Raw genomic sequence first — 20,759 nt, 5'->3', positions numbered from 1 at the left:
CGGTTCGGGGAAAGGTGCGGGGCCGGGAACCCCGCACCCCTGTCCTCAGACGTAGGTCGCCTTGAGGCGCTTCTCGGCCTCGGCCAAGTCCTTGGGAGGCTTGGTCGGCTCGAGACCGATCAGGCGGGCGATATTGTTGCCCAGGTAGTCTTCCAGGATGTCCTCATGCAGGTTCATCCCCTGCGGCTCGGGCGAGCACAGCACCTCCAGTTCGCGCAGCCACATGCCGGGGTTGTTCGGCGGCGAGTCGGTGCCGAAGACGATCTTGTTCGGCGGCAGTTGCTTGGCGAATTCCACGATCCGCGACTGGAAGCACCAGCCGGATTCGCAATAGACGTTCGGGGTATCCATCGCCATCCAGAAGGCCTCGAAGGAATAGTTGCCGCCGGTCTGGATGCCGAAATGGCCGATGATGAAGTTGACCATCGGGAATTCGCGGATGATCGGATAGAACTGCGTCGGGATCGAATAGGGCCCGTCGCCGGTGTGGATCAGCACCACCACGCCCAGCTCGGCGCATTTCTTCATCGCCGGGCGCAGCCATTCCAGCGCGCGGTCGGGACGATAGCCGTGCATGTTGGAATGCAGCTTCAGCATCTTGAAGCCGTATTCCTTGACGTGGAACTCCAGCTCGGCGGCGCCGTTCTCCGGCCCCCAGCGCGGGTTGAAGTTGAAGTTGCCGATGAAGCGGTCGGGGTATTTCTGGCACAGTTCGGCGACATAGGACATGTAGTCGCGGATGCCCTCGCGCCCGCGGCGGTTGCCATCGCGATAGCCGGTATTGCCGGGCGGCGGCTGGATGAAGCCCATGTCGATCCGGCGCGGCTTGCCGTTGATCATATAGGGGCCGTCCATCAGCTTCAGCATGCGTTCGCCGGTAAAGGGCTCGCCCGTATGCCGCCATGCCTCGTCCACCAGATTGGTGGGATGCAGGTGGGTGTCGATGATCATTGTTCTTCTCCGGTCTTTCAGACGAGCGTGGCGAGGTAGTGCTTGTTCTCGATGCCGTGGCGGTCCAGCTCGGCCACCGCCTCCTCATAGGTCGCGGGATGCGGCGTCGGCTCGATCCCGATCATCCGCGCCAGGTTGTTGCCCAGGTAATCCTCCAGCACCTCCTCGCTGAGATTCATGCCCTGCGGCGGTTCGTGGCACAGCACCTCAAGCAGGTTCAGCCACATGCCCGGCTCGTTCGGCGGCGTGTCCGAACCATAAAGGATCTTGTGCGTCGGCAGGTCCTTGGCGAATTCGACGATGCGCGACTGCAGGCACCAGCCGCTTTCGCAATAGACGTTCGGCAGCTCCATCGCCCATTGGAACGGCTCGAAGGTGTAGACGCCGCCGGTCTGGACACCGAAATGCGCCATGATGAAATTGATCTGCGGATATTCCTTGATCAGCGGGATCCATTCCGACGGGATGGAATAGGGCCCGTCGCCGGTATGGACCTTCACCAGCACGCCGAGCTCCGCGCATTTGTCCAGCGCCGGACGCAGCCAGTCCTTGGCGCGGTCGGGGCGATAGGCGTGCATGTTCGCCTGGAACTGCACCATCTTGAAGCCATGCTCTGTCACATAGCGTTCGATGGCCTCGACGCCGTTCTGCACCCCGCAGCGCGGATTGTAGACGAAGCAGCCGATGAAGCGGTCCGGGTATTTCTGAACCATCTTCAGCGTATAGGCCATGTAGGCGTCGATGGATTCGCGCCCGGAAAGCGCGCCATCGGTCCAGGTGTAGATGGTGTTGCCCTGCGGCGGCTGGATGAAGGCCTTGTCGACCCGGCGCGGCTTGCCGTTGATCGTGTAGGGTCCGTCCATCATCTGGATCAGGCGCTCGCCGCTGAACGGGTCGCCGTCGTGCTGCCACGCCAGATCGACCAGATCGGTCGGATAGCAGCTGGTATCAATGATCATGTGGTCCTCCTTCTGCCCGGCTCCCCAAGGGGGCCGCGATGGTCGGGAAAACCGCTGCGCCCCCCACGCGTCCGGCGGACGACCTTACCGACGGCAGCGGCTTCCTTCGGTCAGACTGGCATGGCGCGAACAAGACGTATAATATCGCTTTCATGCTTTGGTGAGAGGTTTCCGATATGGACCGCATCGACCCGCGCCAGTTCAACCTGCGGACATTGCGCTATTTCCTGGTGCTGGCCGAAGAGCTGCATTTCGGCCGCGCCGCCCGGCGGCTGAACATGTCGCAGCCGCCGCTGAGCCAGCAGATCCGCCAGCTCGAGGAGGCGCTGGAGGTCGAGCTGTTCCGCCGCAGCCATCACAGCGTCGAACTGACCGTAGCGGGCCGCGCCTTCCTTGAACGGGTGCCGCTGGTCTTTGAACAGCTGGACAAGGCCATCACCCATGCCCGCATGGTCGCACGCGGCCAGGTGGGGCGGCTGGAGATCGGCGTCATCAGCTCGTCGCTGGTGGGGGTGATCCCGGCGGCTCTGGAAAGTTTCGGCCAGCGCTATCCCGAGGTCGAGTGGCGATTGCACGAGCTGACGCCCTCGGCCCAGATCGAGGCGCTGATCGAGCGGCGCATCGATGTCGGCATCTTCCGCATGCCGCCCGAGCACGAAGGGCTGCAGCGCGAGATGATCATGCGCGAGGATGTGATGATCGCGCTTCCGCGCCAGCACCCGCTGGCCGCCCGCGACCGGTTGGCGCTGGCCGAACTCAGCGACCAGCCCTTCGTGATGTTCGGCCTGCAGCAGTCGCGTTTTGCCGACTACCTGTATCAGTGCTGCCTGCAGGCCGGTTTCACCCCGCAGATCCGCCAGCAGGTGGTCGAGGTGCAATCGCTGCTGAGCCTGGTCGGCGCGAACATGGGCGTGGCGCTGTTGCCCGCCAGCATGCGGGGTCTGGCCTGGGCGAATGTGATGTTCCGGCCCATCGCCCCGGAACCGCCGCAGGTGCCGCTATATGCCATCTCCCGCCAGGGCGATCCGTCGCCGACATTGCATCACTTCATCGCCATCATCCGCGAAAAGGTAAGCGACAGCATGTCGATGCCATCGCGCCAGCGCCATGGCGCCGACGATGAGGCTCTGCCGGATGCAGGGCTGTCTTCTCCTTGACGATTCGAACCGCCATGTTCGTTGCGGGTCGAAGCCCGGCCGCGGCTGGTCCGGAATTGCACCCCGACGCGGGCAGCCGGTCGCACGGGCGATCGGCCCCTCGAAATCACAGCGCTTCTTGCGCTTCTTTTTCGTTGTCGGCCTTCACCTTCCAATTCCAGCCGCTGTGCGGCCTTCCCGCGCCGGGCATGCTGACGGTCGCTTCGGCCGGGATCCGGACGGGCGCCCGGATTCGTCCTTGTGCGTCCGCTTGCCCTCAGTCTAGACCCGGACTTCGCAACTGCCTGTCATCGGCGATAGACCCAATATTTCGATACCAGGAATATCATCGCGGAAACGAAGCCCGTCACCACCAGTTGCGTTTTGAATAGCGGCAGGGCAAGCCCGTCGACCAGGCCCGCCATCAATAGCGAATTCAGCGCCATGGCCGTCAGGTGCATGACCACGAAACGCAAGACGCTGCGCCGGGTCGGCGGGCCGGCGCGGAAGGTCAGCCCGCTCTGCAGCAGGTAGTTGTAGACCATGCTGGCACCATAGCAGAGGCCGGTCAGCAGCAGGGTGCCGTCCACCCGATCCCGCAATAGCCACAGCAGCAGGAAATAAAGCCCGGTCGAGGAGGCGCCGACGGCCAGGAAGCTCAGCGGCTGCCGAGCCGCAGCCCAGGCCGGGCTCATCTGGCCACTCGCTGGAACAGCGCGCCGTAATCGCCCTGCACGCGCGGCGCGTAATCCTGGCCCATGAACGCAAGAAGCTCGGCCAGCGCCGGTGCAGTGGTGTTCGGCGCGGACAGTCCCGCCTCTGTCGGGACAAGATGTATCCCGGTAATCAGCACGAACGCCGGCGGATTGCCGCGCAACCCATCGCGAATCTCGGTCAGCCAAGGCTGGTAAAGCGCAAAATCCGGGGTCATCAGCTCGATCGCTGGGGTGATGAAGCGATGAGGCGGCAGCCGTTGGGCCAGATAGGGGATATGATGGGCGGTGCCATATTGCGCCAGCCTGTCCTCGGGGGTGCTTTCGGTCTGGATGATCTGGATCATCCGGGCCTGGTCGGCTGCGGGAATGCCGTAGCCGCCGGCCACGGGGGCGATGCCGTTCCGCAGATAGTCGCGCAACAGCCCGCCATTGCTGGCGAGCTTGCTGGCGGTTCCCAGCACGGCAAGCCCCGCCAGCGCGACAGCCGCGCCGCCGGCCAGCCAGCCGAGGCGCGGGCCAGGCGCGTCGCCTGCCCGTGCGGCCAGCTGGTCGATGGCTACGGCGGTCAGCATCGCCAGCAGGGGGATGAAGCCGGCGATGTGATAGCCGAAGCCCTTGTTCTGGGCAAAATAGGACAGCAGAATGGCGCAGCCGAGGCCCAGCACCAGCGCCAGCGGATAGCCGACGGACCGGTCGCGCAGGATCCACAGCACCAGCCCGAGCAGCCCGCCCAGGCTCAGCCAGTGCCACCAGCGGGTGAAAAGCGTGAGCAGGGTCTGGATCAGATCCATCGGCGGCTCGACGTAATAGACCTGGGCAGTGAACTGCACCGACTGTTGATACCAGTCGTCCAGATTGCCGACGGCCACCGCCCAGGCCAGTGCCGCCAGGATCACCGTCGCAAAGCCCATGCCAAGCGCCAGCACCCGGACAGAGATGCCATTGCGCCGGGGCTGACGCAGCCACTCGCGCGGCAGCGCCTCGAGGATCAGGAGCCCGGCCAGCACCGACAGGTAGGTGGGGCGGACCAGCACCGCACAGGCGACCAGAGCCCCGGCCAAGAACAACGCCCGCCCCTCACGCTTCGCCGGGGCCAGCATGGCACAGCAGGCTATGATCATAAGGCCCATGGCGACGATGTCGCGCTGTCCGGCCATCCAGGCCCCGGCGGTGACATAGAGCGGGGGATAAAGCACCAGCATGATCCAGGGCGCAAGCCGGAAGCCGGCGCGCCACAGGAACAGCCCCGCCGCCATCGCCGCCAGCTCGGCCAACAGGAAATCCAGCAGGTGCCATGACCAGGCGACCGGGCCGAACAGCCGGATCGCCGCCTCGTGCAGCAGCATTCCGCCCGGCCAGTTCATGTCGAAGCTGCCGGCATAGAACGGGCGGCCCTGCGTTGCCAGCCAGCCCATATAGTCGAACTGGGCCTGGTCCGGGGACGGTTCGATCTTCAGATAGAGAATGCAGAGGACCGGCGTCGAGGCCAGCCATAGCAGCGCCAATCCGGGGCGCAAAAACGCCAGGCCGGGCCCGAAGTGGGTCTTTGTGTGGGAAACTGCGGACATCGGATGGGCTCCTTCAGGCCGAACCGCTGCGGAAGAATGTGACGATGCCCGCAATGCCGCTGGCCAGCGAAGTCGCCTGCCAATCGGCGGGCAGGGCTGAAGGCAGGAAACTCATGTCGCGGACATTGGAAGGGTGCGGATCGAACTGCAGCAGCAGGGGCCGCCCCATCCGCTCGCGAACGCGTTCGATCACCTCGAAGACCGAGGCCGGCCGGCCACTGGCCAACAGCCGCGTTTCCACGGGTTCGCCGCTGCCCGATTTTAGGATGCTGCGGGCTATATAATGGCCGATATCGTCGGCCAGGACATAGTCGCGCAGCGTGTTCGGATTGCCGTAGATCCGGGTGGTCGTGCCGCGCATCGCGTTCGAGACAAGGGCCGCGACCAAGCCCACCCGCCGCGAGCGGGTCACACCATAGACCGAGCTTGGCCGGTAGATGCGGCGCCGGTTCAGCCCGGCAGCCCGGGCCAGTATCTTTTCCTGCTGCCGCTTGCCCTCGCCATAGGGGCGCAGGGGACGGGGCACGCCGATGCGCCCGCAATGGGTCTGGCCCTCGAACAGCCCGCCGGCCGAGCTCAGCATGTGAAAATCGACCTGCCGTCCGTCCCGTCCCAGGGACTCGGCCATTTCGACCAATTCGGCCACCAGGGCCGTTTCCTTTGCCATCTCGATCTCGGTCGAGGCAAAGCCGCTCTGCCCGCCGGTCCAGACCATGGCGATCCTGTCCCGAGGTCGCAGCTCGGCCCGGATCGCCGCTCGCTGCGCCCGCCGCAGAATGTCATGGCGCCAATCATAGGGAAATTGCCCGGCCCGGGTATGGCAGCGCAGCTGCAGGGCGCGGTCCACCGCCCCGCCGATCAGGCCCAGGCCGAACATCAGGATCGATAGCCCGTCCCGCTCGCCGATGTGCAGCAGCTTCATGGCTGGGGGTCCGGATGCTGCTCCAGCCATCGGACCGCCATGGCGTCCCCCGAGCGGTCTATGGTGAAGAATGTCGGCTTGCCATGGACCTTGAGGATCATCGAGGACAGGTATTGCAGCGCGATCCCCAGCATCAGGGCGGAAAGTCCGCCGAAAAAGGTGATCGCCAGGAACAGCGAGGTCCAGCCCTGTACCGCGATGTCCATCGGGAAGAAGATCCGTTTTACCAGAAAATAGACCGCTGCCAGCACCGAGAATATCATCGCCGAAAGACCCAGCACCGATCCGATGCGCAGAAGCTTGATCTGGCTGGAAAAGATCATCCGCCAGCCATGCGATAACAGCGCCTTCAGGCTATAGCCGCTCCGCTTGGTGCGGATATAGCGCTCGTCCTTCATCTCGGCTCGCAGAACGCCGATGCTCTGGGTGAACCAGCCCAATGTGATGTCCAGATAGGTGTCATGCGAACAGACGCTGGCCGCCGCCCGCGCCACCGGACCGCGGATCAACCGGAAGCTGTTGAAGTCGGGCAGATTGGGATTGTCGGTCAACCATTGCATCAGCCGCTTGAAACTGCGCGAGGTCCAGTCGCGGAATGCGGCCTCGTGCACGGCCGAGGCGGGCTTGGCATAGACGATGTCGGTATGTTCGGTCACCGCCTTGCGCAAGAGCGGTTTGATGAGTTCGGGCCGGTGTTGCAGGTCTTCGTCCATGGTGACGACCCAATCGCCGGAACTGTGCAGGATGCCGACGATGGTGGCCGGGTGCTGGCCGAAGTTGCGCGACAGGTGAAGCGGTACGATCCAGGGATGCTGCTGCGCCAATCGGTCGATCAGCTTTCCGGACTGGTCGATGGCGGCGTCGTCGACGAAGATCGCCTCAGCCAGGAAAAAAGGCGCCGCCTGGGCTTGCCATTCGCGACGCAGGCTGTCGAGCGCCCCGACCAATGTCTCCAGGTAATCGCTGCCGCAATAAACCGGCACGACGACGCTGATCGTTGTGCCTTGGGCCTGAGGAATGTCTGACATACTTTTGAACCCTGGCTACTATTCAAGAACAGACTGGTATTTTCCTTGCCTTGTTAACGGTGATCAAAAACGGAACTGCGGTTATGCGTCCCATTCATATCGGCGGGGGCTATTTTCGGCAACAACTCTCTTTTGGACGATTACAGTCTCGGGATAGGCGTGTCATGCGGGGTAAGTCGGCTTGCTCTTGCATGAGGAGATTATCTCGGGGTCGGGAAAACAACGGAGTAGGGATTCGGCCGTAAGAGCGCCCAATTGATCTTGCCACGCCGGATTATGGTAGGATGTTTTGCATGTGCCGGCAAAGACTTTGGCATAATGGGCCGTATCGCGAACCGCGTTGCTGAATTGGCTGCTCGCGGATCACGGCTGTGATGCCGATTGGTTCCGCGAAGCCCGGCAAAGCACGGGGATCAAGCCCTGCATCCCGCCAGGCAGTCGCGCGGCCAATCCGGCAGATATGACCGGCACCGCTAAGAACGCCGCTACCGCATCGGGATCATGTTCGGCCGCCTGAAGGACGGGCGCAGGCTCGCAACACGCCACGACAGATCCCCGAAGGTCTTCCTCTCCGCCATGGCCCTCGTGGCAACCGTCATCATCTGGATATGACAGATCAATCGGTCCAGGGGCCGGCCCTGCGCGACCGCCGCGGAAATTCCGGCGCCGCCGCGGCACCCGGGGGCTGGCCGGGGCATCGGAATTTTCTTGCCAAAATTCGGGACTTGCGCTGCACTTCGTCTTGTCCCGGCGCCGCCTCGCGATGCCGGCGGCCGTGTTTTCAATTATGGAGTTCCCAATCATGCGTAAGCAACTGGCCGCCGAGACGGTCGGCACTTTCTGGCTGGTCTTCGGAGGCTGCGGCAGCGCCATCCTCGCCGCCGCCTTTCCCGACCTGGGCATCGGCTTCACCGGCGTGGCGCTGGCCTTCGGCCTGACGGTGGTGACCATGGCCTATGCCGTGGGCGGCATCTCGGGCGGGCATTTCAATCCCGCCGTCTCGGTCGGCCTGACCGTGGCCGGCCGCTTTCCGGCCGCACGGCTGCTGCCCTATATCGCCGCGCAGCTCGTCGGCGCCATCCTGGCCGCCGCGGCGCTCTACCTGGTCGCCTCCGGCAAGGCCGGCTTCGCGCCGGGCGGCTTCGCGGCCAACGGTTACGGCGAGCATTCGCCCGGCGGCTATTCCCTGACCTCGGCCCTGGTGATCGAGATCATCCTGACCGCGATCTTCCTGTTCGTGATCCTGGGCACCACGCATGGCCGGGCGCCGGTCGGGTTCGCGCCGCTGGCCATCGGCTTGACCCTGACGCTGATCCACCTGATCTCGATCCCGGTGACCAATACCTCGGTCAACCCGGCGCGCTCGACCAGCCAGGCGCTGTTCGCCGATGGCTGGGCGCTGGGGCAGCTCTGGCTGTTCTGGCTGGCGCCGCTGCTCGGCGCGGTGCTGGGGGCGCTGGTCTGGAAGGCGGTGGGCGAGACGGACTGAGCCGGGCTTCCCCGCACCGGCCCCGGGCGGCATGATTCCGGCCGCCCGGATGCCCCGCCGAAATCCGCGTCAGGAGGCGCCGTCGCGGCGCTGCCAGGCGATGCTTTGCGGCCGGACCTGCGCCAGCACCTGCACCAGCAGGCCGGTCACCACCGCCTTCAGCAGGTCGCCGGGGATGAAGGCCGCCGACAGCAGCGTCGCCTCGGCCAGCGATTTCTTCAGCGCGAGCGCCATGCCGGCGATGCCGAAGACGTAAAGCACCAGCACGCCGCCCAGCACCGCGCCCAGGCCGGCGGCAAGGCCCGGGTGGCGGATGCCGGATTTCTCGACGAACAGGCCGGTGACGGCGGCAGCCGGGATCCAGCCCAGCAGGAAGCCGGTGGTCGGCGCCATGAACACGCCCAGCCCGCCGCGCCCGCCGGCCAGCAAGGGCAGACCCAGCGCCACCAGCAGGATGAACAGCAGGCAGGCCGCGACGCCGCGCTTCCAGCCCAGCACCGCGCCCGCCAGCATCACCCCCAGCGTCTGGGCCGAGATCGGCACGCCGAAGCCCAGCGTGATCGCCGGCACCAGCCCCAGCGCCGCGATCAGCGCCGCGAACATCGCCACATGGGCAAGGTTTCTTTCCATTCCCCGAACCTTTCTATCGAAGCTCTATCGCAGCGGGCCGCCGCGCGCCCGCAGCGCCTCGGCGACATGATCGGCATCGTCCAGCGCCAGCAGCGCCAGCGGCAGCACCAGTTGCGGCCCCGGCCGGCGGGCCGAGCGCGCCCGCCAGGCCTCGACCAGCGCGCCCGCCTTCTGGATCAGCACCGGCGTGAAGCGGATGACCAGCGGAATCGCCGTCTCCAGCAGGTGCATGGGCAGCCCCAGCCGTTGCAGCGGCCGGCCCAGCGCGCGCACCACATCCGTCAGATCCTCGAGCGAGGTGGTCATGGTCACCAGATTGGCCAGCGCCACCGCCGTCGCCATGCGCAGCGCCAGAAACACGCCCTCGGCCGGGCTGCCCGACAGCGCGTGCCAGACCAGCACCAACCCCACGAAGGGCAGCACGATGCGCAGCGCCGCCAGCCCCGCGCGCAGGAAGACCGGCCCCGGCAGCGCGTAAAGCACCAGCGCCAGGCCCAGCGCGGCACATTGGAACCACAGCGCCTCGACCGCGAACAGCGCCGTCGAGGCCAGGCACAGCGCCGCCAGCTTGGCCGCCGCCGGCCAGCCATGCGCGCGCGTCCTAATCGGAGAGCTGAGAGAGATCATCCAGACCACCCTGACGGATCATTTCCGCGGTAAAGCGCGGCAGCACCAGATCGGCCGCCCCCGAGGCGACAAGCCGCCCGCGGTCCAGCCAGTGCACCTCATCATAGCCGCGCAGATCGCCGGGATCATGCGAAATATGCAGCAGCCGGATGGCGCAACGGTCAAGATGCCGGCCAAGCTGCATCTTGGTCGGAATGTCGAGACCGGCGAAGGGCTCGTCCAGGATCAGCAGCCGCGGCCGCATCGCCAGCACCGCCATCATGCAGACCAGATGCTTCTGGCCCTGCGACAGCGACTGGATCGGCGCGTCCTTCCAGCCCGCCTTGTCGAACAGCGCCAGAACACGCAGCGCCTCGGCCGCCGCCTCGGATTTCGACCGGCCCTGCTGGCGCAGGCCGAAGGCGATCTCCTCCTGCACGCGGGGGAAGATGATCTGGTGCTCGGGATTCTGGAACAGGATGCCGACGGTGGCCAGCGCCGCCTTGCGGTCGGCCTGGACGTCGATCCCCTCGACCCGCAGCGTGCCGCGGCTCGGCGCCAGCAGCCCGGCCAGCAGCCGCGCCAGCGTGCTCTTGCCCGAGCCGTTGCGCCCCACCACGCCGATGCGCCGCGCCGAGCTGCGCAGCGTCAGCCCCGACAGGATGACCCGCCCCGCCACCTCGTAGCCGAGATCCTCCAGCTGGACGGCATGGCGCAGGTCGGCGGTCGCTTGCATGGCGGGCGGTTTCGGCTTCCGGTTGGTCTGGCCCGCTTGATGTCCGCAACCGGCCCGCCGCGCAAGGGCCATGGGCCGGAAAAACGGCTCGACGCAAAGAGACAAGCAAGTCCGACGGATCTGCAATCGCGGCCCTGGGCAGCGCGGCCGGCCGGGGTGCTGGGCGGGCGCCGGGCCGCACTCGCACCCGGGTCGCCGCCGGAAGGCTCCGAACCCGGCGGTCAAGCTCCAGCCGGGGCCGGGAAACCGGTCCCCGGCACATGCGCCCTCAGGCCCCGGCGGCAAGCCGGGATTGCGACAGCTTCAGCAGGCCCTTCTGCAGCAGGATGAATACCAGCAGCAGCACGCCGATGACGATCTTGGTCCACCAGCTCGACAGCGTGCCGTCGAAGACGATATAGGTCTGGATCAGCCCCATGGTCAGCACGCCGACCAGCGTGCCGAACATATAGCCCGCGCCGCCGGTCAGCAGCGTGCCGCCGATCACCACCGCCGCGATGGCGGTCAGTTCCGTCCCCACCGTCGCCAGCGAATAGCCCGAGCCGGTGTAGATCGAGAACACGATCCCCGAGAGCCCCGCCATCAGCCCGGAAAAGGCATAGACCAGCATCGTGGTGCGGCCTTGCCGGACGCCCATCAGCCGCGCCGTCGCCTCGCCGCCGCCCAGCGCATAGACCGAGGCGCCGAAGCGGGTCTTGTGGGCGACGACCATGCCCGCCAGCACGGTCAGCAGCATGACGACGCCGATCAGCGTCAGCCGGCCCTTGCCCGGCATCAGCCAATAGGCCGATTGCAGGGTCTTGTAGAAGGGATGCGCGATCGGCACCGAGTCGATGGACAGCATATAGGCCGCGCCGCGCGCCAGGAACATGCCGGCCAGCGTGACGATGAAGGCGGGCATCGCCAGCCGGTCGATCAGAAAGCCCATGGCCGCGCCGAAGGCGGTGGTCAGCGCCAGCAGCAGGGCGAAGACCACCAGCGGGTGCAGCGACGTCTCGCGCAGGATCACGGCGATGAAGACGCCGGAAAACGCGATGACGCTGCCCACCGACAGGTCGATGCCGCCCGACAGGATCACCAGCGTCATGCCGACCGCGACGATGCCCAGATAGGCGTTGTCGGTCAGCAGATTGCCCACCACCCGCGTGGACAGGATGTTCGGGAATTGCAGCCAGCACAGCAGCCAGGCCAGCAGGAAGATCACGACGGTCGCGTAAAGCGGCAGGGCGCGGGTGTTCATTTCGCGGCTCCTCGGTGCAGCGCGGCCTCGCGGCTGGCGCGGTGGCTGTCGCGCCACAGCCGCCATTCCCCGGCGATGCGCGGCGATTGCAGCACCAGGATCACCAGCACCAGCCCGGCCTTGATGACCAGGTTGTATTCGGACGGGAACCCGGCCAGCAGGATGCCGGTGTCGATGGTCTGGATGATGAGCGCGCCCAGAAGCGAGGCGATGATGGAAAACCGCCCGCCCAGCAGGGAATTGCCGCCGATCACCACGGCAAGGATGGCGTCCAGCTCCAGCCACAGCCCGGCATTGTTGGCGTCGGCGCCGCGGATGTCGGCGGTGACGACGATCCCGGCCAGCGCCGCGCAAAGCCCCAAGACGACATAGACCGCGATCAGCAGCACCGTGGCGTTCACCCCGGCCAGGGCGCTGGCGCGGCGATTGATGCCGATGGATTCGACCAGCAGGCCAAGCGCGCTGCGCCGCATCAGCGCCGCCATGCCGAGGCCGCAGGCCAGCCACAGCCAGGCCGGCACCGGCAGGCCCAGCAGGCTGCCCGAGCCGAAGAAGGCGAAGCCGGCGTCGTTGAAGGTCAGGATGCGGCCCTCGGTGATCAGCTGGGCGATACCGCGCCCCATGGTCATCAGGATCAGCGTCGCGACAAAGGGCTGGATGCCGACCACGGCGACCAAGAGCCCGTTCCACAGCCCCGCGAGCGCACCGGCGGCCAGCGCCAGCAGCAGCGCGGGCACCAGCCCCCAGCCGCCGGCCACGGCCCATGCGGCGACCGCGCCGCAGATCGCCATGGTGGTGCCGACCGACAGGTCGATGCCGCGCGTGGCGATGACCAGCGTCATGCCCACGGCCAGCAGCGCCACCGGCGCGCCGCGCTTCAAGACGTCGATCATCGGCCCGACCAGCCGGTCGCCGCTGATGCCGATCTTCAGGAACCCCGGATAGAACACCGTCACCAGCGCCACCAGCAGCGCCAGCGCCACCAGTTGCGGGGCGATGCGTTTCAGCAGGGTCATGCCGCCACCCCCCCGCCGGCGATGGCGCGCATGATCTCGGCCCCGGTCACGCGCGGCCCGGCCAGCTCCGCGACATGGCGGCGGTCGCGCAGCACGATCACCCGGTCGGCGCTGGCGACCAGCTCGTCGATCTCGCTCGAGACCAGCAGGATCGACATGCCGGCCTGGGTCAGTTCGCGGATCAGGCGCAGGATCTCGGCATGGGCGCCGACGTCGATGCCGCGCGTCGGCTCGTCCAGGATCAGGAAGCGCGGGTTCATCGCCAGCCAGCGGGCAAGGATGGCCTTTTGCTGGTTGCCGCCGGACAGCTCGCCGATGGGCTTTTCCCGGCCCGAGGTGCGGATGTCGAGCCGCTTGATATAGTCGTCGGCGATGCGGTTTTGCTCGGCGCGTGGGATCCTGCGCGCCCAGCCGCGCCGGGCCTGCAGGCCCAGGATGATGTTCTCGCGGATCGACAGTTCGGCGACGATGCCGTCGGTCTTGCGCTCCTCGGGGACGAAGCCGAAGCCTTCGGCGATGGCGGCGCGCGGGCTGGACAGGTCCAGCCGGGATTGCGCGTCGCTGGCCTCGCCCGATTGCGCCGGACGCACGCCGAACATCAGCTCGGCGCTTTCCGTGCGGCCCGAGCCCAGCAGGCCCGCCAGCCCCACCACCTCGCCCTGCCCCACGGTCAGGTCGAAGGGCTCGACCACGCCACGCCGGCCGAAGCCGCGGAATTCCAGCAAGGGCGGGCGGGCGGCGGTGGTCCGGGCGGCCTGCCCGGCCACCTCATGCTCCAGCGCGCGGCCCAGCATGTGCTCGATCAGCTTTACCCGGTCCAGTTCGGCGGTGCGTTCGGTGACGATCTTGCGGCCGTTCCGCAGCACGGTCACCCGGTCGGTCAGGTCGAACACCTGGTCAAGGAAATGCGACACGAAGACGATGCCCAGACCGCGCTCGCGCAGCCCCCGCACCACGTCGAAGACCATGCGCACCTCGGCCGCGTCCAGGCTGGCGGTCGGCTCGTCCAGGATCAGCACCTTGCCCGACAGCGCCACGGCGCGGGCGATGGCGACGATCTGCTGGATGGCGACGGAATAGCTGCCCAGATCGCGATCCACGTCGATGTCAAGGCCATAGGGCCGCAGCGTCTCGCGCGCCTCGGCCCGCAGGGCGCGGTTGTCGATCAGCCCCCAGCGGCGCGGCTCGCGACCGAACATCAGGTTCTGCGCCACGGTCAGGTTGGGCAGCAGGTTCACCTCTTGGTAGACGGTGCCGATGCCCTGCTCCTGCGCCTCGACGGTGGATTGCGGGTCGATCTGCGCGCCGTCCAGGGTGATGGTGCCGCCGTCGCGGCGATAGGCGCCGGTCAGACATTTGATCAGCGTGGACTTGCCGGCGCCGTTCTCGCCCAGCAGCGCATGGACCTCGCCCGCGGCCAGGTCGAAATCCACCGCGTCGAGCGCCTTCGTTCCCGGGAATGTCTTGGTCAAAGACCGGATGGTCAGCAGCATCGTGCCCCCCTTCTGCCGGTTGCCGGGCCGCGCGACGGCAGCCCGGCCGCTGGCTGTCAGTAGCCCAGGCCCTTGCGCCGCTCGTATTCGCCGGCGGGATCGTCGGCCTGGGTATAGAGCTTCGACTCGGTCTGCAGGAACTTCGCCGGCTGGGTGCCGTCCTTCCAATAGGCGGCGAGCGCGTCGAAGGCCGGGCCGGCCATGTTCGGGGTCAGCTCGACGGTGGCGTTCGCCTCGCCATTGGCCATGGCCTGGAACAGGTCCGGAACGCCGTCGATCGAGACGACCAGGATGTCGGTGCCCGGCTTCAGCCCGGCCTCCTTGATGGCCTGGATCGCGCCGACCGCCATGTCGTCGTTATGGGCGTAAAGCGCGCAGATGTCCTTGCCGCCGTTCTCGGCCTGCAGGAAGCTCTCCATCACCTCCTTGCCCTGGGCGCGGGTGAAATCGCCGGTCTGGCTGCGCACGATCTTCAGGTTGTCATGACCGGCCAGCGCGTTCTCGAAGCCCTTCTTGCGGTCGATGGCCGGGCTCGATCCGGTGGTGCCCTGCAGCTCGACCACGCGGCATTCCTTGTCGCCGACGGTATCGACCAGCCATTTGCCGGCGACCTCGCCCTCATGCACCAGGTTCGAGCCGACGGCGGTCAGATAGAGGTCGTCCGAACTGTCCACCTGCCGGTCCAGCAGCACGACCGGGATCTCGGCCTCCTTGGCCTCTTGCAGCACGGCGTCCCAGCCGGTGGCGACGACCGGCGCCAGCAGGATCGCGTCCACGCCCTGCGCGATGAAGGAGCGGATCGCGGCGATCTGGTTTTCCTGCTTCTGCTGCGCGTCCGAGAATTGCAGCTTCAGGCCGCGCTCCTCGGCCTGGGTCTTGGTCAGCGTGGTCTCGGCCGCGCGCCAGCCGGATTCCGAGCCGATCTGGGAAAAGCCGATGGTTTCGCCCTCGGCCAGCGCGGCCGTGGCCGAGATCGCCAGCGCGGCAGCGGCGGCGGTGCTCATCAGGAATCTGGTCATGGTTTCCTCCCTGTTATGACCGTTGTGGTCGGGGCCGCTCCTCTCAGCCCCGCAAATCCTCCGGCAGCAGCGCGTCGGGCAGGTTCTGGAAGCAGACCGGCCGCAGGAAGCGGCGGATCGCCAGAGTGCCGACGCTGGTGGCGCCGAAATTCGTCGAGGCTGGGTAAGGCCCGCCATGCACCATGGCGTCGCAGACCTCGACCCCGGTGGGCCAGCCATTGGCCAGCACCCGGCCGGCCTTGCGTTCCAGGACCGGCATCAGCCGCCGGGCCAGCGCGGTGTCGCCGGCCTCCATCTGCAAGCTGGCGGTCAGCTGGCCGTCCAGCGCGCGGGCAAGGCCCAGCATCTCGTCGTCCGAGGTGGTGGTGACGACAAGGCCGAGCGGGCCGAAGACCTCTTCCCCCAGGTCGTGGCTGTGCAGGAAGTCCCGCGCGCTGCTCCGGTAGATGCCGGGCCGCGCGTTGCGGCCCCGGCTGTCCTGTTCAAGCACCGCCGCGGCATGGGCTCCGATACGGGCGGCGCCTGCGCGATAGGCCTCGGCGATGCCCTCGGTCAGCATGACCTGTTCCGGGGCGTCCGCCAGCGCCTCGACGGCGGCGGCGGTGAAGGTGTCGGCATCCTCGGCGCGCAGCACCAGCAGGCCCGGATTGGTGCAGAACTGGCCCGCGCCCATGGTCAGGCTGGCGGTCCAGTCGCGGGCGATCTGCGCGCCCCGCGCCGCGAAGGCCCCGGGCAGCACGAAACAGGGGTTGATGCTGCCGAGCTCGCCGAAGAAGGGGATCGGCTCGGGCCGCGCCGCGCAAAGGTCGTAAAGCGCCCGGCCGCCGCGCAGGCTGCCGGTGAAGCCCACGGCGCGGATCAGCGGGTGCTGCACCAGCGCCGCGCCGACCTCATGCCGGTCGCCGTGGATGAAGCCGAAACTGCCGGCGGGCATGCCGGTGGCGCGGATCGCGGCATGGATGGCCTCGGCCACGATTTCGCCGGTGCCGGGATGGGCGGGGTGGCCCTTGACCACCACCGGGCAGCCCGCCGCCAGGGCCGAGGCGGTGTCGCCGCCCGCCGTCGAAAACGCCAGCGGGAAGTTCGAGGCGCCGAACACCGCCACCGGCCCGATCGGGCGCTGGATCAGCCGCAGGTCGGGACGCGGCGGCTGGCGGTCGGGCAGCGCCTTGTCGTGGCGGCGGTCGAGGTAATCGCCCTTGCGGATATGGTCCGCGAACAGCCGCAACTGGCCGACGGTGCGGCCGCGCTCGCCTTGCAGGCGGGCCTCGGGCAGGCCGGTTTCCTGCGTGCCGATGGCGGTGATCGCCTCGGCCCGCGCCTCGATTTCACCGGCGATGGCGTCAAGGAAAGCCGCGCGTTCTTCGCGCGCGGTCCAGCCATAGGTGCAGAACGCCTCCTCGGCCGCCGCGCAGGCGCGGTCCACCAGATCGGCGCTGCCGCCGGCGAAACCATGCGCCGGGCCATGCGCGGGGGCGGAACGGAAGCGCGCCTCGCCCCCGATCCATGCCCCCGCGATCAGATGCTTGCCTTGCGGTGTCCAGCCCATCGGTTTTCCTTCAGAAGTCGAATGCGTCCACGGTGTTGCGGCTGCCAAGGGTGAAGGCATCCGCCACCAGCACCATGGGCGACAGGTCCACCTCGGATGCGCCCTCGCGCACCAGCCGCGCCATGCGCGCGTAAAGCGCCGGATATTCGCCCATGATGCTGGCCTGCCCGCCGGCCTCGGTGCCGTCGATCTCCAGCACATTGCCGCCCAGCCGCAGCGCGAGGCGGCCGGCGTCGGTCCGGAACTCCATGTCCCAGGTCTGCGGGCCCTGCTGGCGAAAGTCGAAATCGGCGGTGATATTGGCCGACAGCGCCAGCCGCGCGGCGATGGGGGCCTGGCGGTTTTCCGGGAAATCCAGCTCGGCGGCGCGCAGATGCACCGGCATCGGCAGGATCTCGGTCAGGATCGACAGCGCGTTGATGCCGGGGTCGAAGACGCCCATGCCGCCGGCCTCGAAGATCCAGTCCTGGCCGGGATGCCATTTGCGCACGTCCTCGCGCCAAATGATCCGGCCCTCGTGGATCACGCGATCGGCCAGCCATGCCTTGGCGGCGGCAACGGCATGGGCCATGCGCGAATGCCAGGTGGCAAAGATCGTCACCCCCTGCGCCTGTGCCAGATCGCGCAGGATATGCACCTCGGAGAGCGTCGCGCCGGGCGGCTTTTCCAGCATCAGGTGACGCCCGGCGCGCAAGACCGCCTGCGCGGCCTCGAAACGGGGCACGGGCGGCAGGCACAGGCTGACCGCGCCGATGTCGGGGCGGGCGTCGAGCATGTCCTCGATGCGCGGGAAGGCCTCGATGCCCGGGGCGCGGCCATGGCGGCTGACCGTCGCGGCCAGTTCCCAGTCCGGGCTGGAGGCCAGCGCCGGAACGTGCTGGTCCAGCGCGATCTTGCCGATGCCGACGAGCGCGAGTTTCATCAGTGGCTGTCCTTTCCGACCGGGTTGCCGCGGCAGCCGCGCAGGAAATCCAGGTCCGCGCCGGTATCCGCGCCCATGACATGCACCTGATGCAGCCAGGCATAGCCGCTGGCGGGCTGGTCGGGCAGCGGCCTCCACGCCGCCAGCCGCTCGGCCAGTTCCGCGTCCGAAATGTCCAGGTGCAGCCGGCGGTTCGGCACGTCCAGCTCGATCATGTCGCCGTCGCGCACCACCGCCAGCGGCCCGCCCGCCGCCGCCTCGGGCGAGGTGTGCAGGACCACGGTGCCGTAAGCCGTCCCCGACATGCGCGCGTCGGAAATCCGCACCATGTCGGTGATGCCCTTTTTCAGCACCTTGGGCGGCAGGCCCATATTGCCGACCTCGGCCATGCCGGGATAGCCCTTGGGGCCGCAATTCTTCAGCACCATGACGCAGGTCTCGTCGATATCCAGCGCCTCGTCCTCGATCTTGCGCTTGTAATCGTCGATATCCTCGAAGACGACGGCGCGGCCGCGATGCACCAGCAGATGCGGGCTGGCGGCCGAGGGCTTCAGCACCGCCCCCTTGGGCGCCAGGTTGCCGCGCAGGACCGCGATGCCGCCCTGGTCGGTCAGCGGCCGGTCGGCGGGCAGGATCACGTCCTCGTTCCAGTTCACCACGTCCTTGACCTCGTCCCAGATCGTGGCGCCGCTGACGGTCAGCGCGTCCTTGTGCAACTGCCCGGCCTCGCCCAGCCGCTTGATGACCACCGGCAACCCGCCGGCATAGAAGAACTCCTCCATCAGGTATTCCCCCGAGGGCATCAGGTTCACGATGGTCTTGACGTCGCGGCCGCAGCGGTCCCAGTCGTCCAACGTCAGATCCACCCCGACCCGGCCGGCCAGCGCCAGCAGATGCACCACGGCATTGGTCGAGCCGCCGATGGCGCCGTTGGTGCGGATCGCGTTCTCGAAGGCCGGCTTGGTCAGGATGTCGCTGGGCTTCAGGTCGTCCTTGACCATCTGCACGATGCGCCGGCCGGACAGCTGCGCGATGACGCGGCGGCGACTGTCCACCGCTGGGATCGCCGCATTGCCGGACAGCGCCATCCCCAGCGCCTCGGCCATGCTCGCCATGGTGCTGGCGGTGCCCATGGTGTTGCAGGTCCCGGATGAGCGGGACATGCTCGCCTCGGCCTCCAGGAACTCCTCCTGCGTCATCTCGCCGGCCTTCACCGCCTCGCTGAACTTCCACAGATGCGTGCCCGAGCCCACGCGCTCGCCGCGGAAATAGCCGTTCAGCATCGGGCCGCCGGTGACGATGATCGAGGGAATGTCGGTCGAGGCCGCCGCCATCAGCAGGCTGGGCGTGGTCTTGTCGCAGCCGACCAGCAGCACGGCGCCGTCCATCGGCTGGCCGCGGATCGTCTCCTCGATGGCCAGCGCCGCGAGGTTGCGAAACATCATCGCGGTCGGGCGGAAGGTGTTCTCGCTGGCCGAGAACACCGGCACCTCGACCGGGAAGCCGCCGGCCTCCCAGATCCCGGCCTTCACCTTTTCCGCCAACTCGCGCAGATGGCCGTTGCAGGGCGTCAGGTCCGACCAGGTGTTCAGGATGCCGATCACCGGGCGGCCGTCGAACAGGTCATGCGGCCAGCCCTGGTTCTTCATCCAGCCGCGATGATAGATCGCATCGCGCGAGGTGCCGCCATACCATTCCTGCGAGCGCAGCCGGCGCGGCCAGGGGGCGGGGGTGAAACGATTGCCCATCACAGCACCTCGACCATGGCGGTTGCGGAACCGGCGCCGGCGGCGCCCTCCAGCGGGTTGCGCAGCGGCAGGCCCAGCGCCGCCGCCTCGATCTCGAAACAGTCGCCGGGCCGGGCCTGGAAGCCGTCGGCAAAGGACAGCGTCGCCGTGCCGAAGAAATGCACATGCACGTCGCCCGGCTGCCGGAACAGCCCGTATTTGAAATGGTGGTATTCCAGATTGGTGATGCTGTGGCTCATGTTCGCCTCGCCCGACAGGAAGGGCTTTTCCCAGATCACCGCGCCGTCGCGCCGGATGCGGCTTCTGCCCTCGACATGCTGGGGCAGCGCGCCCAGCAGCATCTCGGGACCGAAGCTGGCCGGGCGCAGCTTGGAATGCGCCAGCCACAGATAGTTGCCCCGCTCGGTCACATGGTCCGAGAACTCGTTGCCCAGCGCGAAGCCCATGCGGAACGGCCGCCCGTCCGGGCCGATGACATAGAGGCCGGCGATCTCGGGCTCCTCGCCGGCATCCAGCGCGAAACCGGGCGAGGCCAGCGCCGCCCCCGGCGCCACCGCGGCATGGCCGTTGCCCTTGTAGAACCATTCCGGCTGCACGCCGATCTCGCCGCGGCGCGGCTTGCCGCCCTCCAGCCCCATGCGGAACATCTTCATGCTGTCGGTCAGCTCGTCCGCATCCGGGTCGCCATGCATCGCGTCCCGCGTCGCCGCCGAGCCCAGATGCGTCAGGCCGGTCCCGGTCAGGTGCAGATGCGCGGGGTCCGGGTGATCGACCGGCAGCAGCATCCGCCCCTCGGCCAAGGCCTGGGCCAGATCGACCGCGGCGCCCTGCCCGCGCCGCCGCGCCTCCTCGGCCAGGCCATGGCCGGCGGCGATGGCGGCCAGCGCCAGGTCGCGGCTGCTGTCCACCCCCGGCACCAGATGGGCGCCGCCGCCGTCGCGCAGCGCCACGGCGCGGCGGCCATCGGTCAGTCTCAGTTGCGACAGGAACATGGAACACCCTTCGATTCTTGGCGTGGATGGTGCGGCGGT

Annotated in this window: 19 protein-coding genes and 1 pseudogene; 3 read left to right on the top strand and 17 right to left on the bottom strand. The window is 67.7% G+C overall.

What is annotated here, in order from left to right:
• Positions 1-45: 45 nt before the first annotated feature.
• On the bottom strand, positions 46-951 hold the full coding sequence (locus NBE95_RS18375) for an amidohydrolase family protein (protein ID WP_289896476.1): 906 nt from the start codon (positions 949-951) through the stop codon (positions 46-48).
• 17 nt (positions 952-968) lie between these two features.
• Positions 969-1,910 (bottom strand): amidohydrolase family protein, encoded by a 942-nt coding sequence (locus NBE95_RS18370; RefSeq protein ID WP_019351397.1) that lies wholly within the window; start codon positions 1,908-1,910, stop codon positions 969-971.
• Between the two features lie 176 nt (positions 1,911-2,086).
• Between NBE95_RS18370 and NBE95_RS18365 the strand changes: the two genes are divergently transcribed.
• Positions 2,087-3,067 carry a LysR family transcriptional regulator gene (locus NBE95_RS18365; RefSeq protein WP_289896475.1) on the top strand — a complete coding sequence of 327 codons (981 nt, stop codon included), beginning with the start codon at positions 2,087-2,089 and terminating at the stop codon, positions 3,065-3,067.
• Positions 3,068-3,354: 287 nt separating this feature from the next.
• Here NBE95_RS18365 and NBE95_RS18360 read toward each other — a convergent pair whose 3' ends face one another.
• From NBE95_RS18360 to NBE95_RS18345, 4 genes are read right to left on the bottom strand one after another with little or no spacing between them, the layout of a single operon-like run.
• On the bottom strand, positions 3,355-3,741 hold the full coding sequence (locus NBE95_RS18360) for a GtrA family protein (protein ID WP_289896474.1): 387 nt from the start codon (positions 3,739-3,741) through the stop codon (positions 3,355-3,357).
• A complete protein-coding gene (locus NBE95_RS18355; protein ID WP_289896473.1) occupies positions 3,738-5,330 on the bottom strand; it encodes a hypothetical protein in 1,593 nt (530 codons plus the stop codon). Before NBE95_RS18355 ends, NBE95_RS18360 begins: the two co-directional genes overlap by 4 nt.
• A gap of 13 nt (positions 5,331-5,343) precedes the next feature.
• Positions 5,344-6,252: an NAD-dependent epimerase/dehydratase family protein gene (locus NBE95_RS18350; protein WP_289896472.1), complete on the bottom strand. Its 909-nt coding sequence runs from the start codon at positions 6,250-6,252 to the stop codon at positions 5,344-5,346.
• Positions 6,249-7,280 carry a glycosyltransferase family 2 protein gene (locus NBE95_RS18345; RefSeq protein WP_289896471.1) on the bottom strand — a complete coding sequence of 344 codons (1,032 nt, stop codon included), beginning with the start codon at positions 7,278-7,280 and terminating at the stop codon, positions 6,249-6,251. The genes NBE95_RS18350 and NBE95_RS18345 overlap by 4 nt, the downstream gene beginning before the upstream one ends.
• Positions 7,281-7,626: 346 nt before the next feature.
• Here NBE95_RS18345 and NBE95_RS18340 point away from each other — a divergent pair.
• Positions 7,627-7,892, top strand: a pseudogene (locus tag NBE95_RS18340) (transposase); the annotation flags it as partial.
• 190 nt (positions 7,893-8,082) lie between these two features.
• The gene (aqpZ, locus tag NBE95_RS18335; protein ID WP_289896470.1) at positions 8,083-8,769 is read left to right on the top strand and encodes an aquaporin Z; all 687 of its coding nucleotides are present in this window, start codon (positions 8,083-8,085) and stop codon (positions 8,767-8,769) included.
• Positions 8,770-8,838: 69 nt separating this feature from the next.
• Here the strand turns inward: aqpZ and NBE95_RS18330 are convergent, their stop codons facing one another.
• From NBE95_RS18330 to araD1, 11 genes are all read right to left on the bottom strand, one after another.
• Positions 8,839-9,399, bottom strand: coding sequence for a biotin transporter BioY (locus NBE95_RS18330; protein WP_289896469.1), 561 nt, complete (start codon positions 9,397-9,399; stop codon positions 8,839-8,841).
• A gap of 24 nt (positions 9,400-9,423) precedes the next feature.
• Complete coding sequence (locus NBE95_RS18325; RefSeq protein WP_289896468.1) at positions 9,424-10,026, bottom strand: CbiQ family ECF transporter T component; 603 nt, start codon at positions 10,024-10,026, stop codon at positions 9,424-9,426.
• Positions 10,001-10,741: an ABC transporter ATP-binding protein gene (locus NBE95_RS18320; RefSeq protein ID WP_289896467.1), complete on the bottom strand. Its 741-nt coding sequence runs from the start codon at positions 10,739-10,741 to the stop codon at positions 10,001-10,003. Before NBE95_RS18320 ends, NBE95_RS18325 begins: the two co-directional genes overlap by 26 nt.
• A 268-nt stretch (positions 10,742-11,009) precedes the next feature.
• Positions 11,010-11,981, bottom strand: a complete 972-nt coding sequence (gene yjfF, locus NBE95_RS18315; RefSeq protein WP_289896466.1) for a galactofuranose ABC transporter, permease protein YjfF — start codon at positions 11,979-11,981, stop codon at positions 11,010-11,012.
• Complete coding sequence (locus NBE95_RS18310; protein ID WP_289896465.1) at positions 11,978-12,997, bottom strand: ABC transporter permease; 1,020 nt, start codon at positions 12,995-12,997, stop codon at positions 11,978-11,980. The genes yjfF and NBE95_RS18310 overlap by 4 nt, the downstream gene beginning before the upstream one ends.
• Positions 12,994-14,490, bottom strand: coding sequence for a sugar ABC transporter ATP-binding protein (locus NBE95_RS18305; RefSeq protein ID WP_289896464.1), 1,497 nt, complete (start codon positions 14,488-14,490; stop codon positions 12,994-12,996). Before NBE95_RS18305 ends, NBE95_RS18310 begins: the two co-directional genes overlap by 4 nt.
• 56 nt (positions 14,491-14,546) lie before the next feature.
• Positions 14,547-15,509: a galactofuranose ABC transporter, galactofuranose-binding protein YtfQ gene (ytfQ, locus tag NBE95_RS18300; RefSeq protein WP_062563921.1), complete on the bottom strand. Its 963-nt coding sequence runs from the start codon at positions 15,507-15,509 to the stop codon at positions 14,547-14,549.
• Positions 15,510-15,552: 43 nt separating this feature from the next.
• A complete protein-coding gene (locus NBE95_RS18295) occupies positions 15,553-17,058 on the bottom strand; it encodes an aldehyde dehydrogenase (NADP(+)) (RefSeq protein ID WP_289896463.1) in 1,506 nt (501 codons plus the stop codon).
• 10 nt (positions 17,059-17,068) lie between these two features.
• Complete coding sequence (locus tag NBE95_RS18290; protein ID WP_289896462.1) at positions 17,069-17,980, bottom strand: Gfo/Idh/MocA family oxidoreductase; 912 nt, start codon at positions 17,978-17,980, stop codon at positions 17,069-17,071.
• Positions 17,980-19,728, bottom strand: a complete 1,749-nt coding sequence (gene araD / locus NBE95_RS18285; protein ID WP_289896461.1) for an L-arabinonate dehydratase — start codon at positions 19,726-19,728, stop codon at positions 17,980-17,982. Before araD ends, NBE95_RS18290 begins: the two co-directional genes overlap by 1 nt.
• Positions 19,728-20,720, bottom strand: coding sequence for an AraD1 family protein (gene araD1, locus NBE95_RS18280; RefSeq protein ID WP_289896460.1), 993 nt, complete (start codon positions 20,718-20,720; stop codon positions 19,728-19,730). Before araD1 ends, araD begins: the two co-directional genes overlap by 1 nt.
• Positions 20,721-20,759 lie beyond the last annotated feature (39 nt).

Source organism: Paracoccus sp. TOH (genome assembly GCF_030388245.1).
In the GTDB taxonomy this organism is placed as follows: Bacteria; Pseudomonadota; Alphaproteobacteria; order Rhodobacterales; family Rhodobacteraceae; genus Paracoccus; species Paracoccus simplex.
Note: the sequence above shows the minus strand (reverse complement) of the source record. Positions and strands in the feature narration are given on the sequence as shown.